Here is a 19,399-nt window from a genome sequence, read left to right on the forward strand (position 1 = left end):
AGGGCGTCTCATGCCCACAAACCCCAAGAAATCCGAAGATCGCCCCGAGGGCGACCGCATCGCCAAATTGCTCGCCCGCGCAGGTGTGGCGAGCCGCCGCGAGATTGAGCGGATGATTGCCGACAAGCGCATCACGCTGAACGGGGATGTGGTGGAAACGCCTGCGACCTTCCTCACTTCGCTTAGGGGCGTGAGCGTCGATGGAAAGCCTGTGGGACCGCCCGAACCCTCTCAGCTTTTCGCCTTTAACAAGCCAACGGGCCTTATCACCGCAGAGCGCGATCCTGCGGGCCGCGCAACGATTTATTCCGCGCTCGTAAACGCCCTTCCCAAGGATACCGGGCGCGTCATGCCCATTGGGCGGCTCGATTTTAACACAGAGGGGCTTTTGCTGCTCACCAATGACGGCGGGCTCAAACGCATGATGGAGCTTCCCTCGTCAGGCATCCCGCGCACTTACCGCGCGCGTGCGTTCGGCGAAATTGCGCAGGAACAGCTGGAGGCGCTAAGTGAAGGCGTTGAGATTGAAGGCATGCGCTATGGCTCTATCGACGCGAACCTAGAGCGCGGTTCGGGGGGTAAGGGTCACAAGAACCACTGGATCGAGATGACCATCACCGAAGGCAAAAACCGCGAAGTTCGCCGTGTGCTCGAATATCTTGGCCTAGAGGTAAACCGTTTGATCCGAGTGGGTTATGGACCGTTTGCGCTGGGCGACCTTCCGCGCGGACAAGCGGTGCGCATCAAAAAGGGCGACCTTGATCGCTTTATCAGCACCCTCAAAGAGGGCAGAAGATAATGCGGATTATCGCAGGCGAGTGGCGCGGGCGCAAGCTTGTTGCGCCCAAGGGAGACGCCACAAGGCCCACCGCTGATCGCACGCGCGAGACGCTTTTCTCAATGCTCACCAGCAGGCTTGGAAGCTTTGAAGACTTGCGCGTCGCCGACCTTTTCGCAGGATCGGGAGCCCTCGGCCTCGAAGCGCTGTCACGCGGCGCTGCGCATTGCCTCTTCGTCGAACAGGACCGTGAGGCTTTGGACACAATCCGCGCCAATGTGACCACGCTCGACGCCCGCGCGCGCAGCACTATCGAAGCTGGCTCGGTCATGGGTCTTCGCCCCGCGCGCGAGCCTTACGATGTGCTGCTGCTCGATCCGCCTTATCGCACGGGCGCAGGTGAAGTTGCGCTAGACCGCCTTCAGCGGCTTGGCTGGATCAACGAAAGCACATGGATAGCGCTAGAAACAGCATTTGATGAGGAGCCCGAGATCAAAGGCCTTAAACTTGAGAAAAGCCGTAAGGTTGGCAAGGGCAGGCTCACACTGCTCACGCGTGAGCCCGCCCCTGCTCCCGACACAGGTGAGACGCCGGACTGAATAGGCGCCACTGCCTGCCAAAGGACCACTTTGGTGTGGGGGAGAGACTTTTCGAGCTATGACGACGCGAATTAAGACGAAGCGGGCGCGCGTGCCTCAATCTTGTTCCACGCCGCATCGCGCTCTGGCCCCGTCATCGCGGTGAGCGCAATCTTGTCCTGATCGGCCAGCTGCCAGAACAGCATCTGGCGTGGTTTGGGCAGCTCCCAATAATAGGCCTGCGTCTCACCAGGCCACAGCTCATATTGCGCCTGCTGCGTCGAGGGCCAGCTGTCGAACTCAGCCTGCTGCTCGGCCGACAGTTCAGGTGATGATGGCGCCGAGGATGATGGCGCATCCTGCGGCTTAGCGCTGATAGGAGCAGCGGCCACAAAGCCAAAAGTCGCAAGCGCGACGCCGAAGAGATAGAGATGTGAAATTCGCACGGGGGTTCTCCTTAAGTGAACATTCCCAAGCGATGACGAACGCCCTCTATCTCGCACCAGTTTGCCCCCTCGCATAGCCCCCCGCCCTGCCCAGATCGCGCGAGGCACACGCATCAGCGAGAGGTGTTTCCCAAACGGGCTGAGACGATTTATCGGGGACGGCGCATCACAGGTGCGTGCGCGCGGGCCCACAATATGCGAAGTTGCATTTCCAACATTTGTTCTATACTTGTTCTGCCGATATCATGAGTGCAAACCTTCCCCAATCTGCTCCCAATAGCGCGCCCGAAACTGGCGTGCCGCCCTATGCTGCGCGTTTGAACCCGCCGCAGCGTGAGGCTGTGCTGACAACGGAAGGGCCTGTGCTCATGCTGGCCGGCGCCGGAACGGGGAAGACGGCGGCGCTGACAGCGCGCATGGCGCATTTGGTGGCGACCAGGCGCGCGTGGCCAAGTCAGATCCTGTGCGTCACCTTCACTAATAAGGCTGCGCGCGAAATGCGTGAGCGAGTGGCGGGTCATTTGGGCGCTCCGGGAGAGGGATTGCCGTGGCTTGGAACCTTCCACTCGATTTGTGCAAAAATGCTCAGGCGGCACGCAGAACTGGTGGACCTGCAAAGCAATTACACTATCATCGACACCGACGATCAGCTGCGGCTCTTGAAGCAGCTTATCAACGATCATGAGCTTGATGAGAAACGCTGGCCTGCGCGGCAATTGGCTGGGTGCATCGACCGTTGGAAGAACCGGGGCTCAATCCTGATGATCTCGATCCGGTCGAAAACGAAGCCTACGCCAATGGCAAGGGCGCACAGATGTATAGGGCCTATCAGGAGCGGCTGAAGGCCCTCAACGCCTGCGACTTTGGCGATCTGATGCTGCATATGCTCAATATCTTTCGCAAGCACACCGATGTGCTCGCCGAGTATCAGAGCCGCTTCAAATACATCATGGTGGACGAATATCAGGACACCAATGCGGTGCAGTATCTCTGGCTGCGTCTGCTCGCCCAATCCCACAAGAACATCTGCGTGGTCGGCGATGATGACCAGTCGATCTATTCATGGCGCGGGGCAGAAGTTGCCAATATCCTGCGGTTTGAAAAGGATTTTCCCGGCACAGCTGTGGTCCGGCTGGAGCAGAATTACCGCTCCACCCCGCAGATTTTGGGTGCGGCCTCGGGCCTCATCCAAGCCAACTCAGAGCGCCATGACAAGACGCTTTGGACACAGGCCAATGGCGGCGACAAGGTCAAAATCATCGGCGTGTGGGATGGTCCCGAAGAAGCGCGGCGGGTCTCCGAAGAGATTGAGCGATTGGAACGCGAAGGCGCACCGCTTGACCAAGTCGCTATCCTTGTGCGCGCGCAATATCAAACCCGCGAATTTGAAGACCGCTTCATCCAAGTGGGGATCAACTACCGAATTATCAGCGGTTTTCGCTTTTACGAGCGCGCCGAAATCCGCGATGCCCTCGCTTACTTGAGGGTGATTGCACAGCCGCAAGATGACCTCGCGTTTGAACGGATATACAACCAACCCAAACGCGGGCTTGGCTCCAAAACGCTGGAGAAGATGCACATTCACGCGCGCCGGGTGAACTTGCCCTTGGCGGCGGCGTCTTTGCAATTGGCCGATAGCGACGAATTGCCGAAGCGCGCGGCAAACACCATTGGCGGATTGCTGCGGCAATTCTTGGCATGGCGTGAGGCGGCTGAGGTTATGTCTCCCGCTGATCTCCTGCGCCTTGTGCTGGATGAGAGCGGCTATAACGATATGCTCGCAAAGGACCGCTCGGCCGAAAGCGCAGGGCGCGCGGAAAACCTCTCTGAACTCGCGCGCGCGATGGAGGAGTACGAGAGCCTCGGCGACTTCTTGGAGCATGTCAGCCTTGTCATGGACAATGACCGCAGCGATGCGGAAGAAACCGTCACCATCATGACGATGCACGCGGCGAAGGGTCTGGAATATGACAACGTCTTTTGCGTCGGCTGGGAAGAGGGCGTCTTCCCCTCTCAGCGCAGCATAGACGAAGGGGGCCTCGCCAGCCTCGAAGAAGAACGCCGCCTCGCTTACGTTGCGATTACGCGGGCGAAGCGCAAATGCATCATCTTGCACGCCGCGAACCGCCGAATTTATGGGCAATGGACAAGCTCCATCCCATCTCGCTTTATCGAAGAGCTGCCGGAAGAATTCATCGACCAAGAGAGCACCATGACCGGCGGCGCATCTTTATGGCGCGCCAATTGGAGCGAGAACGAAGACCCCTTCGCCCATGTAGCTCAGCAAAACCCTTCGCGCGCACAGGCGCGAGGCCCAGGCTGGCAACGCGCGGTCTCGACAGGCTATGAAACGCAGCAAAAGCGCCTTGCCGAACCGGGACGCTCGGCTGCGAGTTTTGCCAGCCAGCCCCGCTCTGACATCGCAATAGGCGCTATGGTCGAACATGCGAAATTCGGCGTTGGATGCGTGATCGATCAGGAAGGCAATAAGCTCACCATCCAATTCGAGGATGCGGGCGAAAAGCGCGTGATCGACAGCTTTGTGACCCCGGTGACCTAAGCAAGCTCCCCTTCCCCATCTCGCAAACACCTGTAATATGCGGCGCTTGAGAGGGGAAAATTTATGCGCACGATACTCGGGATCACACTGGCTCTGGGGCTAGGCTCAGCAGCGCTCGCTCAAGACGCGCCTACGATGACGCTGGGCAATGGCGAGAAAAACTGGATCACGGTTGAAGGCCTCAGCCGTTCAGCCGACGCAACCTACACCGAGCAACGCATCACTTCCGGGAGCAGCGCAGTGCGGCGCGGCGATGGCGCAAAACTAACCTTCAAAGAGGTGCATATCGACGGGGATGGTTGGCTTGTTCTTCACCCCTTTATCGACGGCAAACCCAATGGTGACTGGGTCGCAGGCTATACCTTTGTCGAGAGCGGCACGAACAAAGACGTAAGCATCACGCTTAACCCTGCACCAGAACCCGGCACCATGTTCCTCGTCATGCTGCACTCGGACAGCAATAAGGATGGCGTGTTTGACTTTGTGTTCGTGGAAGACGGCATCAACGTCGAGGACCGCGCCGTGTTCGAGGGCAATCGCATGGTCGCCCACGTATTTGCGGCGCCTTAGGCTGCGCCCAAACTGCCCACAGCCAGCCAGATAGCGCCGAAGAACGAAAGCCCTCCCCCTGTCCCGATGGCATGCCAAAGGGGATAGCGGTAAGGCATTGTCTTACGACTATAAAACAACGTTCCAACGGTATAGAATGCACCGCCCGAGGCAATCAAAGCGAGGCTTATGCTGGGCAGTCCCACCCAGAAGTCAGGCAACGCGACAACCGCAAACCAGCCCATGCCAACGTACGAAATCAGCGACCATTTGGAGTCCGGGTTTGCCCCTCCCAGTTTAAAAACCACTCCGCCAATCGCAAATGCCCACAAAACGCCGAGGATCGCATAGCCGCTCCATGTGTCGCACACGACCAGCAGCGGCCCAAACACGCCCGCGATGACGACATAAATCGCCGCGTGATCCCATTTGCGAAGGCGGGCGCGTAGCTCGTGTCGTGGCAACAAATGGTACGCAAACGAAATGCTGATCGAAAATAGCCCCGCAAAAACGTAGACCACCACCCCAGCCAAAAGCAGAATGTTGCCGGTTTCAAATCCCGCTTTGATCAAGAAAACACTGGCCGGCGCGAGAAAGGCAAGGCCAAGCGCATGGACCCAAAAGTCGGCCTTGCGTTCAGGAGCGGTGGTGCTGGGAAACATCGCCTTTGCGCTTAGCGCGGTGCAAGGGCCTTAGGCTAGCGGTTTTGTCTAATCTGCCAGTTTGAACAGGGTTAGCTGCCAAATCCTTGGTCTAGGAAGCCAGGCTTTGGTCCGTTCCATTCTCCAGGAGCTGTGGGTTCATCATCCCTATCCTGCTTGCGGGCACGGGTTTTGCGCTCTGGCTTTTCAGCAGCGTCTTTCGAGCGTTCGCGGGTTGGATCCTTACGCGGGGCTTTCTTGGATGTGTCTTCCTCGACGTCGGACTTTGCGCGGCGAGCACGCTTTGGTTTTTCTTTTGCCGCTTTTCTTTCGCCGTCATCACCCTTGCCCGGATCCGCCAATTCGACCCGGACGTCCTCTTTGCCAAACACTTTTACCGGGTGGCCGGTTAGCTTTTCGACATTGGCAATCGCCTCTTCGTCTTCGCCCGATACGAGCGTAAACGCGCGTCCCTTTGCCCCGGCGCGGCCGGTGCGGCCGATACGGTGGACGTAGTCATCCGGGTGCCACGGGGTGTCGAAGTTGAAAACATGGCTGACACCTTTGATGTCGAGCCCGCGCGCCGCAACGTCGGAGGCGACGAGGATATTCACATCACCTGATTTGAACCGCTCAAGCTCCTTCAAACGTGAACTTTGGTCCATGTCGCCGTGTATCTCGCTCGACGCAAAGCCGTGGCCTTGAAGGCTCTTGTTAAGCTCACGCACGGTCGTCTTGCGGTTCGCAAAGATGATTGCGGTTTCAACGTGATCGTTTTGGAGGATCCAGCGCAGCGTTTCACGCTTTTTGCGCTTATCAACCGGGATCTTGAACGCGGTGATGTCCTTGTTCGTGGTCGCCGCGCGCGCCGTTTCAATCCTCTTGGGATTGTTGAGGAACTTCTTCGCCAGTTTCTCAATCGGGGGCGGCATTGTCGCTGAGAACAGCATTGTTTGACGCGTATCGGGCAGCTTGTCGCAAATGAACTCGATATCTGGGATAAAGCCCATATCGAGCATCCGGTCGGCTTCATCGATCACCAAAAGCTCACACCCATTGAGCATGATCTTGCCGCGCTCAAAAAGGTCCATCAAGCGGCCCGGCGTCGCAATCAGAACGTCAACGCCCTCGTTCAAAGCCTTGATCTGGTCGCCCATCTGCACGCCGCCAATAAGCAACGCCATTTTCAGGTCGTGGTTCTTGCCGTATTTCTCAAAGTTTTCGGCAACCTGTGCTGCCAATTCGCGGGTCGGCTCCAAAATCAGTGAGCGCGGCATCAAAGCGCGTCTGCGTCCTGCAGCCATCACATCGATCATCGGAAGCACAAAGCTAGCGGTCTTGCCCGTCCCTGTCTGCGCAATGCCGATGAGGTCTTTCATCATCAAGACGGCGGGAATCGCCTCTGCTTGAATAGCGGTAGGCTCTGTGTATCCAGCAGCATCCACTGCTTGGAGCAATTCATCAGAAAGGCCGAGATCGGCAAAAGTCATAGGGTCGCAAAGTTTCCGGATTAAGTGAGGCAAGCCTGCTTGTACGTTAGAGAGCTTTGCACGAAACTGCGTGCTTGCCCTCTATAACAGAGGGCCCGCTTGGCCAAAAAGGCTCTTAGAGTCAAGAAAAGGGGGTGATTGGCGAAGGCAACTGTCTAATCCGAAGACGGTCTGCAGCGCTCAACGAGGTATTTAGTCTTCGGCAAGAACCAAGCGCCGCATGCGCTCGACTTCGCACTTTGCACCGCTGCGCGACTGCAGCAAATCGCGTTTTACGCACAGCCTACCATCGTCATTGCGCTCAACATAAAAGCCTGAATAGAAGTCTCGAGCCTCACAGCCTCGGGCAAGGTTTACGCTGACGATGCGTTCATCGCGAAGAAACAAAAGCAGCCGATTGCCTGTCCCGGTCTGCACTCCGGCAATTCCAGAGACAGCCACACAGCTCGCCATCTCGCGTTCCTCATAGGCACGTGTGACACCGCGCCTTGGAAGCTGTGCGAACAAGCGGTTGCGATTGCTTTGGCGATAGGGCGTTATGCGCACAGTGACGCTGCGCTTGATGCGCACTTGGTTCACGGTCCGCGAGTTATACAATGCATCCAACGCATTCGTTCCGCTCAATTGCGAATTGGGAAGTTCAGACTGCCTTGGTGGTTTTTCGCTGTGGTTTACCGATTGGCCCACACTCGGATCGATTTCGGATGCGGACTGACAGATCGGTGCATGCGAAGAACCCAACGTGTCACTTTCGACCGCCGGAACATCGCTCGCAAAATTTCCCTGCCCCATGAGAGGCAAGATGAGCGTTAGAGACGCAGCAAATGTATAAAGGCTAGACATCGGCGCCCTTAAACCCTCCCAGCGGCATTCCCTTAAGGACGCACTGCGTCCGTCGGGTGGTGAGCGCTCTGGCTAGCATTAGTGATTGAACGCTGCCTTAACTGTTCTTCCATGGCCGCCTCAGCTCTAGTGCATTAACCCGCTTATGTGGCATAGGCGCAACAATGACGACACTCACTGACAGCACAACCGTTTTTTCTAAAGAAACTTCTCGCATTCTTGGCCCTAAGGGCTGGACACGTCTCGATGATGACCTTGAGCCATGGTTGACCGATTGGCGGGGACGCTATTCGGGAGCGGCGCTTGGACTTGCCTCACCGGCTTCAACTAATGAAGTTGCAGAAATCGTCAAACTTTGTGCGCAACACCGCGTCCCTATCGTGCCACAAGGGGGCAATAGCGGCATGGCAGGAGGAGCGACACCGGACAAAAGTGGCGCTGCCATCTTGCTTTCTTTGCGGCGCATGAACGCCATCCGCTCGCTTGATCCGGGCGCTGGCCAAGTGATTTGCGAGGGCGGTGTGATCCTGCAAAACCTGCATGAGGCCGCTGAAGAGACAGATATGCGTTTCCCGCTGACGTTGGGCGGTAAGGGATCTGCGACAATCGGAGGGCTTATCTCCACCAATGCTGGCGGCACGCAGGTGCTGCGTCATGGGACAATGCGCGCACAGGTCCTGGGACTGGAAGCTGTTCTTGCCGATGGAGGCATTTTTGATGCGCTCACTCCTTTGAAGAAAGACAATCGCGGTTTTGATCTCAAGCAGCTTCTGATCGGTTCTGAGGGGACGCTGGGAATTGTGACCGCTGCGACATTGCGCCTGCTCCCCGCTGCACGTGCACGGGCCACGGCTTGGGTCGGTTTAGGGTCGATCACCGATGCTCGCACACTTCTTCGACAGGTGGAGCGAGCACTTGGCGACACTCTTGAGGGATTTGAAGTGGTCCCCGATCACTGTTTGGACAGCGTCCTCGCACACTTTCCCGATGCACGCTCGCCTTTGAATGGACGACACGCTTGGAATGCCTTGATCGAATGCGTAGCGGCCGAAATCGATGACGCGGCCTTGCGCGAAAGGTTGGAGGGCGTGCTAGGCGATGCAGCTGCAACCGGCTTGCTGAGCGATGGCGTGATCGCCTCAAACGAGCGACAGGCAGAAGAATTCTGGACACTTCGCGATTCCATTTCTGCGGCTGAACGCGCACTTGGCCCGGCTATGCAGCATGACATTTCAGTCCCCGTCGACAAGATGCCCGAGTTCATACTCGCAGCTTCGCCCGCAATCGAAGATGAGTTTGCAGGCACGCGAGCGGTTGCTTTTGGCCATCTGGGCGACGGCAATGTGCATTTTCATGTGATAGCTCCGAAAGGAGCAGTTCCGGGCGAATGGGAAGAGAGACAAGGAAAACAGGTCAGCGCGCGCGTCTATGATATGGTCACCGCTTGGGGCGGATCAATTAGTGCAGAGCATGGGATAGGGCAGATGAAAGTGGAAGAACTCAACCGCCTTGGTGACCGGGTATCGTTGGACATAATGCACCGTGTAAAACGGGCGCTAGACCCACACGGCTTACTTAACCCCGGCAAGCTTCTCGTAAATGAGGGCGCGTAACCACCCTCGTGCTTGCACCCTAGCAATTGAACGCCTAAAGCGCCTGCCAACTATGGGTGGGACTGCGTGATTGTGTGCGTCGACTATCCGGGGATGACAACAGATTAGGTTTTAGGAGACTATCCATGGCGAGCGCGCCACAGCCACAACTTCCGCTTTTCTACAAAGACTTGCTTCCACTTAACAGCCGCGATCACGCGGACTGGAAAGTTGCAAGCTTTGACGATGCCTCTTTCATGGCCGACACTCATGCAATTCCACTTACAGTGGACGAGTTCGTTGATGCGCAACGCCACTATCCTATCGTCTTTACCGCGAATGACGCGCCTCTTCCAATTGCGCTGATGGGCCTCAATGAAGGCGTGAACACTTTCATCGAAGAGAACGGTAAACTCGAAGCCGGCGTATATGTCCCGGCATACATCCGTCGCTATCCTTTCATCCTCGCAAAGCTGAACCAGGGCAGCGAAGACATGTCGCTTTGCTTCGATCCAGAAGCGGGCGTTGTTGGCAAAGACAACAAAGAAGGCCAGGCACTTTTTGAAGCCGATGGTGATGGTCACAAGCCAACGAAGTACACCGACGACGTGCTGGAATTCTGCCGCCGTTTTGAGACGTCTGGTCAACGCACCAAGGCGTTCCTCGACCAACTTCAAGAGATGGACCTGCTCATGGATGGCGAAATTGCGATCACACGCAACGATATGCCTGAAAAGCCATTTGTCTATCGCGGTTTTCGTATGGTCAATGAGGAAAAGCTACGCGAACTTCCCACAAAGAAAGTGGAAGAGTTGAACAAAAGCGGCATGCTTATGTTGATCCATGCGCATCTCTTCTCAATGAACCTTATGCGGGTTGTCTTCGAGAAACAGAGTGCGCAAGGCAAAGTCCCTATGCCCGACGCTTAAGCGTCGACTAGAATAAATAGAAGTCGGTTAAAAGACTGTAAGATGAGAACTCAATTGTCTCTTTAACCCTCTGATTTAGGTAAATCGCGTCCATATGCGATGCAATTTGGGCGGCCTACATCTTGAATGTAGGCCGCCCAAATTCTATTTAGCGTGCGGGGGCGGTTACCCCCTCATGAGCCGCTCCGGAACGCGCATTCTCGCGCGATCCTCCCTGAACCTGGCCACCTCGTGCTTCCCCCCTTTCGCACGAGGTGGCTTCTTTTTGTCAGGGCGCGGCATAACTACGCCCAATTGAAACGGGCTGTGAAATCTCCGGATTATTTCAGGAAGCTCTATTCGGCCGCCTGTGCCACCTGGCCGCGTGAACCCAGTCCCGCCGTTTCAGCTCCCAATATGCGAACAAGGCTCGCCAGCATCTGCGCCAATACCTTCGCATTTGGCGTGGGCTTATCGAGTGCTGCATCCAGGTATGTACTGCGACAAACCTCGATCTGAATGCCATGGATGCCTTGCGGGGGACGAGCATGGCGATCCAGGACATATCCACCCGAATAGGGGCGGTTATGTGCGGTCACACAGCCTTGTTGTTCGAGGTGACGAAAAGCACTGCTCGAGAGTGCTTCATGGCAGGATACACCATAACGGTCACCAAGGACGATATGAGGAGCATGTCTTTCCCCTGCTCGGCGGCGCAAAGGAGGCATGGAATGAAGGTCAATCAAAAGCGCCGCCCCCCACGAATCGCGAATCCGAACGAGTTCCGCTTCCAGAAACTCGTGATAGGGTTGATGGATATGCTCAATCCGCCGCTTGACCTCTGCTGGGGCGATCTTTGAGCGCCAGATTTCTCCAAATCCGGGCAATCGGCGCGGAACCAGTCCAAGGCCACTGCGCGCCCTTGAGTTGCTTGAATTCTTAGCCCTGCAACGACGATCTATGGCTTCTATAAACACAGACTTGTCGAAGTCCTTTGGCTTTGCCATCATTCCCCAGTCAATGTCATCAGCCGCACGATTAAGGTCCAACATCGCCCGAGGAGCATGAGCGACCAGCAATCCTGTGCCCGTCGCTTTCGCGATGTCTACGCCAACGGTATCGATGCGCCTGTCCTCTAACCGCAATTGGCTGCGATCAGCGTCGCGCATCTGAGTGATCACTTCAGAAGGATAAGCGCGGCCAGCGTGAGGCACAGCGATCAAAACTGGCAATGGCATATGACGCGGGGCTACATGTACATATGCGGGCGCTGGCTGAACCTTTTTATCCCCTGCGCTCACATACCCCCTTTGGATGTGACGAGATCTCGGCGTTCAGAAGCCTCGACCGCAGTAGCAGAACTGCGCTCGAGAATTGAATGAGATTGGGGCGCTTTGCGTGGCGGGAAACTTGCGAACATTGCGCGTTAGTGCTGCCCGCAATGTTGCCACGAGTCAAAGGCAAAACTCTCTGTTCTGGAAGCAGCACCAATGATCTCAAGCTTCCTTGTGTTTGCGCGCGGGCCGCTCTGCAATCCGGCGGGCTTGAACGGGATAAGAGCATTTGCCGATAAAGATGATCTATTCTGGACGTTTCAAAAAAGGGCACCTCTATGCAAAGCAAAAGATTTCTTAAGCGATTGCTTGTATCAGCGATGCCATGAACACGACGTCATCCCCGCGAATCCTTCTTGCCGAAGATGAAGAGGCCATGCGTGCCTATCTCGAGCGCGCTCTCACCAAGGCTGGTTTTGAAGTAACCAGCGTTGACCGGGGGACAGAGGCCGTCCCGCTGCTTGAGCAAGAACAATTCGATCTGCTTTTGTCAGACATCGTCATGCCGGAAATGGATGGAATCGAGCTCGCACAACGTTGTGCAGAGGTGTCGCCTCGCACCAAAGTGATGTTCATCACAGGCTTCGCAGCGGTAAGCCTTCGTGCAAGCCGGGAACAACCGCATGCAAAGGTTCTTTCTAAACCGTTCCATCTGCGTGACCTTGTGCTCGAGGTTGAACGTACTTTTGAAGAACAACAAGAAGCACGCGTTTAAGCAAAACGAAGGCGCACGCCGCGAATCGCTTGCACTCGAGTGTGAGCTTCGCTAACGCGCCGCTTCCTCTATCGGAAATGATGGGGGTTTGGATGATGGTGCGGGCGTATAGCTCAGGGGTAGAGCACTATGTTGACATCGTAGGGGTCCCAAGTTCAAATCTTGGTACGCCCACCATCTCCTCAATGAAGCATCCTTCATGAAGGCGTCGCAATTGCGGCGCCTTTTGTTTATCCCTTGGTTTTTCGTACCATTAAAGAGGCGATGGAGCTTAACCTTTGACGCAGTCTTCAAAAGCTGACTGGTGCGATATCGTTTACGCATTTTGGTGTGCCGAGCTCGAGCCCAGAGACTGGTTTAGAAAAAGCGCCACGCTCGATAAACAGATCAAAGAGCGTTTTGGTGCGCTCCATGCTCAGCTCTGTGCCAAAACTTCGGCTGATTTTCTCACAACCCCCAAAGAAGCTTTTTGTGCGATCATCTTGTTTGACCAACTTTCTCGCAACCTGTTCAGGGGTGATGCTCGAAGCTTTGCTACTGATCAGCTGGCTCTGGAGATCGCATGCGAAATGGTGGAAAGACGGTGGGATCATGAGATTGACGTGGCTTTTCGCGTTTTTGTCTATTTGCCTTTTGAACATAGCGAGAAGCTTGCGGACCAAAACACTGCCGTTGATTTGATAGCTACAATCGGGGACGAACAGTTTACCCGCTATGCGCATGCCCACCGCGACGTGATTACCCGCTTCGGGAGGTTCCCCCATAGAAATCTCGTCTTAGGACGCACTTCAACACCGGAAGAACTGGCCTATTTGAGCGAGCCCGGAAGCGGTTTTTGACTACGGTCCGCGTAAGGTCAGCGGCCTGACTTGCGCAACGCCGCTCCTCTGCTAAAGCCCCTTGCGGGGATGGGATCAAACATCCGCACAATCAATTTAATGACTTTCCTCTGGACGGAAGGAACAGGCGTTCGCCATGCAAAAAATTCAGGTTAAGAACCCAGTCGTCGAACTCGACGGCGACGAGATGACAAAAATCATCTGGCAATGGATCCGTGAACGGCTGATCCTGCCTTACCTCGATGTGGATCTGAAATATTACGACCTCTCGATTGAAAAACGCGACGAGACAGATGACCAGATCACCGTAGACGCGGCCAATGCGATCAAAGAGCACGGCGTTGGCGTAAAATGTGCAACCATCACTCCTGATGAAGCGCGCGTTGAGGAATTTGACCTAAAGAAGATGTGGCGCTCGCCTAATGGCACGATCCGCAATATCCTTGGCGGAGTTGTCTTCCGCGAACCTATCGTAATCGACAATGTGCCGCGCCTTGTGCCCGGTTGGACGAACCCCATCGTTGTTGGCCGTCATGCATTTGGTGATCAATACCGTGCAACCGACACGCTTATCCCAGGCCCCGGCAAATTGCGTCTGGTGTACGAAGGCGATGATGGCACGAACCTTGACCTTGAGGTTTTCGAATTTGAATCGAGCGGCATTGCCATGGCGATGTACAACCTTGACGATTCCATTCGCGCTTTTGCGCGCGCCTCTATGAACTATGGACTTGACCGTAAGTGGCCGGTCTACCTCTCCACCAAAAACACGATCATGAAAGCCTATGATGGCCGCTTCAAAGACCTGTTCGAAGAGGTGTTTGAAAACGAATTCAAAGACAAGTTTGCCGAAGCTGGCATCACTTATGAGCACCGCCTGATCGATGACATGGTCGCCGCGGCGCTCAAATGGTCAGGCAAATTCGTTTGGGCTTGTAAGAACTATGACGGCGATGTTCAGTCTGACACCGTCGCACAAGGCTTCGGTTCGCTCGGCCTCATGACCTCGGTCTTGATGACACCTGATGGTAAGACCATCGAAGCAGAAGCTGCTCATGGTACGGTCACTCGCCACTATCGTCAGCACGAAGAAGGTAAAGCGACGTCGACCAATCCGATCGCGTCGATCTTTGCTTGGACGCGTGGGCTTATGTACCGCGGCAAATTCGATGAAACCCCTGACGTGGTCCGTTTTGCTGAGACACTTGAACGTGTGTGCATTGAGACGGTCGAAAAGGGACAGATGACCAAGGATTTGGCGCTGCTCATCGGTCCATCACAAAACTGGCTCACCACAGAGCAATTCTTTGAGGCGATCGTGCAAAACCTCGACGACGAAATGAAGAGCTGGGCCTAAGCAGTTTTTCGAAAACGAACTTTTAAGGGGCGGCTGTTGGAACGAACAGCCGCCCCTTCTGGTTCTGACTCTATAGTGCATTGCAAACCGCGGGTTTGACAGCGATGTGATCACACGCGGCACTGCAACCTCCACGCGGTCCCAAAGGAGCTACCAAAGGCATTTATGGCAGGCGAACTCACCCTTTCCCCGGTAATGCAAGACGCCTTGGTGATTTTGGGATCAGCAGGCATTGTCATCCCGGTATTTGCCCGTTTTCGGATCACTCCGATTATCGGGTTCATTCTGATTGGCGTTGCTGTGGGCCCTTTTGGCTTAGGTGCTTTGGTCGCTGAAGCCCCTTGGCTGCAGTACATAACCATTTCAGACCCTGAGCGATTAACGCCCTTTGCTGACTTTGGAATAATTCTGCTGCTCTTCGCCATAGGGTTAGAACTTTCCTTCAACCGACTGTGGCAACTCAGAAAATTGGTCTTTGGTCTTGGGAGCCTTGAGCTTCTCATCATTGGCAGTATTTCTGCTGCGTTCTTTGGTCAGTATTCAGGGATGGACACTACGGCTGCTTTGGCTTTGGGTTTTGCCCTCGCCTTCTCCTCTACTGCGATCGTGCTTCCAATTTCTGGCACTAAGAGCCCGGTGGGTCGGGCGGCTCTTTCCATGTTGTTGTTTGAAGACATCATGATCGTACCAATTATCTTCATCCTGGGTGCACTTGCCCCCAATACCGCGGGAGATGGCGTCGCGGGCCTCACGAGCACTCTCATCTATGGCGGCTTGGTGATTCTGGTTCTTTTGGTCGTTGGGCGTTTGGCTTTACCGCGACTATTCAGTCAGGCGGCGCGTACCAAAAGCCCCGAGCTATTCCTCGCTGCCACAATGCTAGTGGTCATCGGTGCAAGCCTTGCAACCTCCGCAACCGGCCTCTCGCCAATTGTCGGCGCGCTCATCGCAGGGCTACTGATCGCAGAGACAGAGTATCATGGCGAAGTCGAAACCATCATGGAGCCGTTTAAGGGCCTCGCGCTGGGCGTTTTTCTCATCACCATAGGCATGAGCGTCAACCTGTTGGAAATTTGGGCCAATATCGGAGAAATACTAGGCGCCTTGGTCGGACTGCTCGTTTTCAAAGCCATCATCACGGGAACTCTTCTCAAAATGATGGGAGCCCGCAGGAGCACGGCAGCAGAAACCGGCGTCCTGATGGCGAGCCCATCGGAAACCACTCTAATCGTGCTGGCAGCCGCCACGAGCGCGCTGGTTGTTGATAATGAGACGGCACAATTCTGGCAGATCGTGACCGCGCTTGGCCTGACCATAACGCCCGTCTTGGCTCGTTTGGGCCGCGTTATCGCTAGACGAATTGAGGCAACTCCCGAGCTTCCTGAAGAAGACATCGATGAAGCTCGCACGATTATCATTGGCGGAGGCCGGGTTGGACGCCTCATTGCCGAAATGCTGACAACCCACGATCAACCTTATGTCATACTCGATTCCAATCCCGATCTTATCATAGATGCCAAGCGCGCCGGTTACCGCGCGACCTTTGGTGATGCTGCACGCGGAGACGCGCTTAGCAGGCTTGGAGTTGAGACAGCACCTTCCGTGGTTCTTACCATGGATGAACCAATCCTGGCGCAGCGTCTGGTTTCAAAACTGCGCCGGGAATACCCCGACTTGTTGATTGTCTCGCGCGCAAGAGACACCGATCACGCCGCACAGCTCTACCGCGCGGGCGCTAGTCACGCCGTGCCAGAAACCCTTGAAAGCTCACTTCAACTCTCCGAAGCGGTTTTGGTTGATATTGGCGTTGCGATGGGACCGGTCATCGCATCAATCCACGAGAAACGCGACGAGTATCGTGAAAAGCTCGAGATCGATGGGGGACTAAAGGATCGCCCCAAGCTGCGCACATCAACAGCGGACGGTTAAGCGGTCACGCCCGCCAAAACCTGTTTGACCGCAGCGATAGCGTCCGCAGCCTTCGAGCCATCCGGGCCGCCGCCTTGCGCCATATCAGGCCGGCCACCGCCGCCCTTTCCGCCCAAGGCTTCAACACCTGCGCGTACCAAATCGACAGCGCTGAACTTATCGGTGAGATCGTCGGTGACCGCTGCTGCAATGCTGGCCTTGCCGTCATTAACCGCGACAATAGCCGCGACCCCGGTGCCAAGACGCTGCTTGGTTTCGTCGAGGAGCGGGCGCAGTTCCTTGGGGTTTAAGCCTTCCAGAACCTGGCCACTAAAGGATACTCCGCCAACGTCCTCGTCAGCTGCCGAGTTAGCGTCACCGCCCGAACCGCCTCCGCCAAGTGCAAGCGCTTTCTTGGCCTCTGCGAGCTCTTTCTCAAGCCGTTTGCGCTCTTCCATCAAGGCTGTGATACGGTTTGGAACCTCTTCAGGTGTCGCCTTAATCACGCTCGCAGCGGATTTGAGTGCCTCTTCGCGGGCCACCAGCCAATTGCGGGCAGCATCGCCCGTAAGCGCCTCAATCCGGCGGACACCCGATGAGACGGCGCTTTCAGAGATGATACGGAATAGACCGATATCCCCGGTGGCATTGACATGGGTTCCGCCGCAAAGCTCGACTGAGTAGTTACGCCCCTCGCCACCTTTACGGCCCATCGAAAGAACGCGCACTTCGTCGCCATACTTCTCGCCAAACAATGCCAATGCTCCTGCGTCAACGGCATCGTCCGGGCTCATGAGGCGGGTCGCCACTTCCTCATTGGCCAAGATTTCCGCATTCACCTCAGCCTCAATTGCAGAGATATCTTCGGCAGAAAGTGCCTTAGGATGAGAAAAATCAAAGCGCAGCCGGTCATCAGCTACAAGAGAACCTTTCTGTGTGACATGGTTCCCTAGCTGGTTGCGAAGCGCTGCGTGGACGAGGTGAGTGGCCGAGTGGTTTGCGCGAACACGATTGCGGCGCACAACGTCCACCTCGAGCTGTACATTGTCCCCTACTTTGACTTCGCCTGCGGAGATTTTTGTGTGATGCGCGTGAAGTCGGCCTAGAGGCTTGCTCGTGTCTGAAACTTCTGCAGCAAAACCCGCTGAGGTCGTGATCTTGCCAGTGTCGCCGGCCTGACCGCCGCTCTCGCCATAGAACGGTGTCTGGTTGGTAAGGATCACCACATCGTCGCCAGCAACAGCAGCTTCGACCTCGGATCCCTCTTTTATGATGGCAATAACCGTGCCCTCACCCGCTGTTGCGCTATAGCCCGTAAACTCGCTTGCGCCTGCGCGGTCAGCGATATCAAACCATATCTCATCTGAAGCCGCTTCACCCGACCCCTTCCACGCAGCACGCGCTGCTTCTTTTTGGCGAGACATTGCCGCGTCAAAGCCAGTTTTATCGACTGCTATCCCGCGTGCACGAAGGGCATCTTCGGTTAAATCGTAAGGGAAACCGTAGGTGTCATAGAGCTTAAACGCAGTCTCACCATCGAGCTCCCCGCCCTCGCCCATATCACCGGTTGCCTCGTCCAAGAGTTTGAGACCCTTGTCGAGCGTCTTGCGGAACTGTGTTTCTTCGCGAAGCAGCACTTCTTCAATCAGCGCTTGCCCACGCCCAAGTTCCGGGTACGCCTGCCCCATTTCGGTCACAAGCGAAGGCACAAGCCGGTGCATCAAAGGTTCGCTTGCGCCAAGAATATGCGCATGGCGCATGGCGCGGCGCATGATGCGGCGCAGCACATAGCCGCGTCCCTCGTTTGAAGGGAGCACACCGTCAGCCATGAGGAATGAAGTCGAGCGCAAGTGGTCTGCAATCACTCTGTGTGAGGCTTGGCTGTCTCCTGTGGCAGCGACACCTGTTAACCCTTCCGATGCCGCAATCAGCGCTTTAAATGTGTCGGTATCGTAATTGTCGTGCTCGCCTTGCATTACCGCAGCAATCCGCTCGAGACCCATGCCAGTATCGATAGAAGGCCTTGGCAGGTCCTTGCGCGTACCGTCTGCCGCCTGATCAAACTGCATGAACACAAGGTTCCAGATCTCGATGAAGCGGTCCCCATCTTCATCCGGGCTTCCAGGAGGCCCTCCGGGAATGTGATCACCATGATCATAGAATATTTCAGAACATGGACCACATGGCCCAGTCTCGCCCATTGACCAGAAGTTGTCATTGGTAGCGATGCGAACAATACGTTCTTCAGGCAACCCGGCAATCTTGCGCCAGAGATCAAACGCCTCGTCATCGGTGTGATAAACGGTCACCAGCAGTTTATCTGCAGGAAGACCCCATTCACGCGTCAAAAGTGTCCAGGCATTCGTGATGGCCTGCTCTTTAAAATAGTCGCCAAACGAGAAGTTGCCGAGCATCTCAAAAAAGGTGTGGTGCCGCGCGGTGTATCCTACATTGTCGAGATCATTGTGTTTGCCCCCGGCCCTTACGCATTTTTGCGATGAGGTTGCGCATGGTCCAGGAGCCGCCTCAAGCCCGGTGAAGACGTTTTTGAAGGGAACCATACCCGCATTCACAAACATCAAGGTCGGATCATTATAAGGAACAAGCGGGGCGCTAGGCACAGTCACGTGGCCTTGCTTTCCAAAGAAATCGAGAAATGAACGTCGGATATCGTTGGTAGAGGTCATGTGAATTTTCGTGCTTCTTATAAGGCCTTCAAAGGTGTTGCGAGGCAGGTAAGCTAAGCGCGAGGCAGCGACAAGCGAAAGCTAACGGCAAATCTTCGATCAGACTGAACATGTGGCGCTTGCACACAGCTTACCCCATCCAAGAAATCCAATGAAAAACCGGCGCAAAGCGTG

Annotated in this window: 15 protein-coding genes, 1 tRNA gene and 1 pseudogene; 11 read left to right on the forward strand and 6 right to left on the reverse strand. The window is 55.7% G+C overall.

Annotated elements, in window-relative coordinates; translation table 11 throughout:
• The first annotated feature begins 10 nt into the window (after positions 1-10).
• Both AC0V61_RS00140 and rsmD read left to right on the forward strand, forming a co-directional pair.
• On the forward strand, positions 11-799 hold the full coding sequence (locus AC0V61_RS00140) for a pseudouridine synthase (RefSeq protein ID WP_486155225.1): 789 nt from the start codon (positions 11-13) through the stop codon (positions 797-799).
• A complete protein-coding gene (gene rsmD, locus AC0V61_RS00145) occupies positions 799-1,377 on the forward strand; it encodes a 16S rRNA (guanine(966)-N(2))-methyltransferase RsmD (protein ID WP_486155226.1) in 579 nt (192 codons plus the stop codon). Before AC0V61_RS00140 ends, rsmD begins: the two co-directional genes overlap by 1 nt.
• Before the next feature lie 71 nt (positions 1,378-1,448).
• Here rsmD and AC0V61_RS00150 read toward each other — a convergent pair whose 3' ends face one another.
• Positions 1,449-1,802 (reverse strand): hypothetical protein, encoded by a 354-nt coding sequence (locus AC0V61_RS00150; protein WP_486155227.1) that lies wholly within the window; start codon positions 1,800-1,802, stop codon positions 1,449-1,451.
• Positions 1,803-2,047: 245 nt separating this feature from the next.
• Here AC0V61_RS00150 and AC0V61_RS00155 point away from each other — a divergent pair.
• Together AC0V61_RS00155 and AC0V61_RS00160 are read left to right on the forward strand one after the other, a co-directional pair.
• Positions 2,048-4,362, forward strand: a pseudogene (locus AC0V61_RS00155) (ATP-dependent helicase).
• A gap of 63 nt (positions 4,363-4,425) precedes the next feature.
• On the forward strand, positions 4,426-4,932 hold the full coding sequence (locus tag AC0V61_RS00160) for a DUF7282 domain-containing protein (RefSeq protein ID WP_486155228.1): 507 nt from the start codon (positions 4,426-4,428) through the stop codon (positions 4,930-4,932).
• Here AC0V61_RS00160 and trhA read toward each other — a convergent pair.
• From trhA to AC0V61_RS00175, 3 genes are all read right to left on the reverse strand, one after another.
• Positions 4,929-5,573, reverse strand: a complete 645-nt coding sequence (gene trhA / locus AC0V61_RS00165) for a PAQR family membrane homeostasis protein TrhA (protein WP_486155229.1) — start codon at positions 5,571-5,573, stop codon at positions 4,929-4,931. The genes AC0V61_RS00160 and trhA overlap by 4 nt on opposite strands.
• A gap of 71 nt (positions 5,574-5,644) precedes the next feature.
• The gene (locus AC0V61_RS00170; RefSeq protein ID WP_486155230.1) at positions 5,645-7,042 is read right to left on the reverse strand and encodes a DEAD/DEAH box helicase; all 1,398 of its coding nucleotides are present in this window, start codon (positions 7,040-7,042) and stop codon (positions 5,645-5,647) included.
• Positions 7,043-7,234: 192 nt separating this feature from the next.
• Entirely contained in the window at positions 7,235-7,885 is a 651-nt protein-coding gene (locus tag AC0V61_RS00175) for a hypothetical protein (protein ID WP_486155231.1), read from the reverse strand.
• A gap of 164 nt (positions 7,886-8,049) precedes the next feature.
• On the opposite strand from AC0V61_RS00175, the gene AC0V61_RS00180 reads away from it, so the two are divergent.
• Together AC0V61_RS00180 and AC0V61_RS00185 are read left to right on the forward strand one after the other, a co-directional pair.
• Complete coding sequence (locus AC0V61_RS00180) at positions 8,050-9,498, forward strand: FAD-binding oxidoreductase (RefSeq protein WP_486155232.1); 1,449 nt, start codon at positions 8,050-8,052, stop codon at positions 9,496-9,498.
• A 125-nt stretch (positions 9,499-9,623) separates the two neighbouring features.
• A complete protein-coding gene (locus AC0V61_RS00185) occupies positions 9,624-10,406 on the forward strand; it encodes a SapC family protein (RefSeq protein ID WP_486155233.1) in 783 nt (260 codons plus the stop codon).
• Positions 10,407-10,741: 335 nt separating this feature from the next.
• Here AC0V61_RS00185 and AC0V61_RS00190 read toward each other — a convergent pair whose 3' ends face one another.
• Positions 10,742-11,623, reverse strand: a complete 882-nt coding sequence (locus AC0V61_RS00190) for an N-formylglutamate amidohydrolase (protein ID WP_486155234.1) — start codon at positions 11,621-11,623, stop codon at positions 10,742-10,744.
• Positions 11,624-12,044: 421 nt separating this feature from the next.
• Between AC0V61_RS00190 and cpdR the strand changes: the two genes are divergently transcribed.
• The 5 genes from cpdR (at position 12,045) to AC0V61_RS00215 (ending at position 16,559) form a co-directional block, all read left to right on the forward strand.
• Positions 12,045-12,434, forward strand: coding sequence for a cell cycle two-component system response regulator CpdR (gene cpdR / locus AC0V61_RS00195; protein ID WP_486155235.1), 390 nt, complete (start codon positions 12,045-12,047; stop codon positions 12,432-12,434).
• Between the two features lie 102 nt (positions 12,435-12,536).
• Positions 12,537-12,611, forward strand: a tRNA-Val gene (locus AC0V61_RS00200).
• A 101-nt stretch (positions 12,612-12,712) separates the two neighbouring features.
• Positions 12,713-13,273, forward strand: a complete 561-nt coding sequence (locus tag AC0V61_RS00205) for a DUF924 family protein (protein WP_486155236.1) — start codon at positions 12,713-12,715, stop codon at positions 13,271-13,273.
• A 136-nt stretch (positions 13,274-13,409) separates the two neighbouring features.
• Positions 13,410-14,630, forward strand: coding sequence for an NADP-dependent isocitrate dehydrogenase (locus AC0V61_RS00210; protein ID WP_486155237.1), 1,221 nt, complete (start codon positions 13,410-13,412; stop codon positions 14,628-14,630).
• A 165-nt stretch (positions 14,631-14,795) separates the two neighbouring features.
• A complete protein-coding gene (locus AC0V61_RS00215; RefSeq protein WP_486155238.1) occupies positions 14,796-16,559 on the forward strand; it encodes a cation:proton antiporter domain-containing protein in 1,764 nt (587 codons plus the stop codon).
• Here AC0V61_RS00215 and alaS read toward each other — a convergent pair.
• Entirely contained in the window at positions 16,556-19,225 is a 2,670-nt protein-coding gene (gene alaS / locus AC0V61_RS00220; protein WP_486155239.1) for an alanine--tRNA ligase, read from the reverse strand. The genes AC0V61_RS00215 and alaS overlap by 4 nt on opposite strands.
• Positions 19,226-19,399 lie beyond the last annotated feature (174 nt).

It is taken from the genome of Erythrobacter sp. JB1-4, assembly GCF_057365025.1.

What these genes read in the sequence shown, in the direction of transcription:
- AC0V61_RS00210 (WP_486155237.1), top strand. Translation starts at nt 13,410, where the DNA reads ATGCAAAAAATTCAGGTTAAGAACCCAGTCGTCGAACTCGACGGCGAC.
- AC0V61_RS00185 (WP_486155233.1), top strand. Translation starts at nt 9,624, where the DNA reads ATGGCGAGCGCGCCACAGCCACAACTTCCGCTTTTCTACAAAGACTTG.
- AC0V61_RS00170 (WP_486155230.1), bottom strand. Translation starts at nt 7,042, where the DNA reads ATGACTTTTGCCGATCTCGGCCTTTCTGATGAATTGCTCCAAGCAGTG.
- trhA (WP_486155229.1), bottom strand. Translation starts at nt 5,573, where the DNA reads ATGTTTCCCAGCACCACCGCTCCTGAACGCAAGGCCGACTTTTGGGTC.
- alaS (WP_486155239.1), bottom strand. Translation starts at nt 19,225, where the DNA reads ATGACCTCTACCAACGATATCCGACGTTCATTTCTCGATTTCTTTGGA.
- cpdR (WP_486155235.1), top strand. Translation starts at nt 12,045, where the DNA reads ATGAACACGACGTCATCCCCGCGAATCCTTCTTGCCGAAGATGAAGAG.
- AC0V61_RS00160 (WP_486155228.1), top strand. Translation starts at nt 4,426, where the DNA reads ATGCGCACGATACTCGGGATCACACTGGCTCTGGGGCTAGGCTCAGCA.
- rsmD (WP_486155226.1), top strand. Translation starts at nt 799, where the DNA reads ATGCGGATTATCGCAGGCGAGTGGCGCGGGCGCAAGCTTGTTGCGCCC.
- AC0V61_RS00190 (WP_486155234.1), bottom strand. Translation starts at nt 11,623, where the DNA reads ATGCCATTGCCAGTTTTGATCGCTGTGCCTCACGCTGGCCGCGCTTAT.
- AC0V61_RS00215 (WP_486155238.1), top strand. Translation starts at nt 14,796, where the DNA reads ATGGCAGGCGAACTCACCCTTTCCCCGGTAATGCAAGACGCCTTGGTG.
- AC0V61_RS00175 (WP_486155231.1), bottom strand. Translation starts at nt 7,885, where the DNA reads ATGTCTAGCCTTTATACATTTGCTGCGTCTCTAACGCTCATCTTGCCT.
- AC0V61_RS00180 (WP_486155232.1), top strand. Translation starts at nt 8,050, where the DNA reads ATGACGACACTCACTGACAGCACAACCGTTTTTTCTAAAGAAACTTCT.
- AC0V61_RS00140 (WP_486155225.1), top strand. Translation starts at nt 11, where the DNA reads ATGCCCACAAACCCCAAGAAATCCGAAGATCGCCCCGAGGGCGACCGC.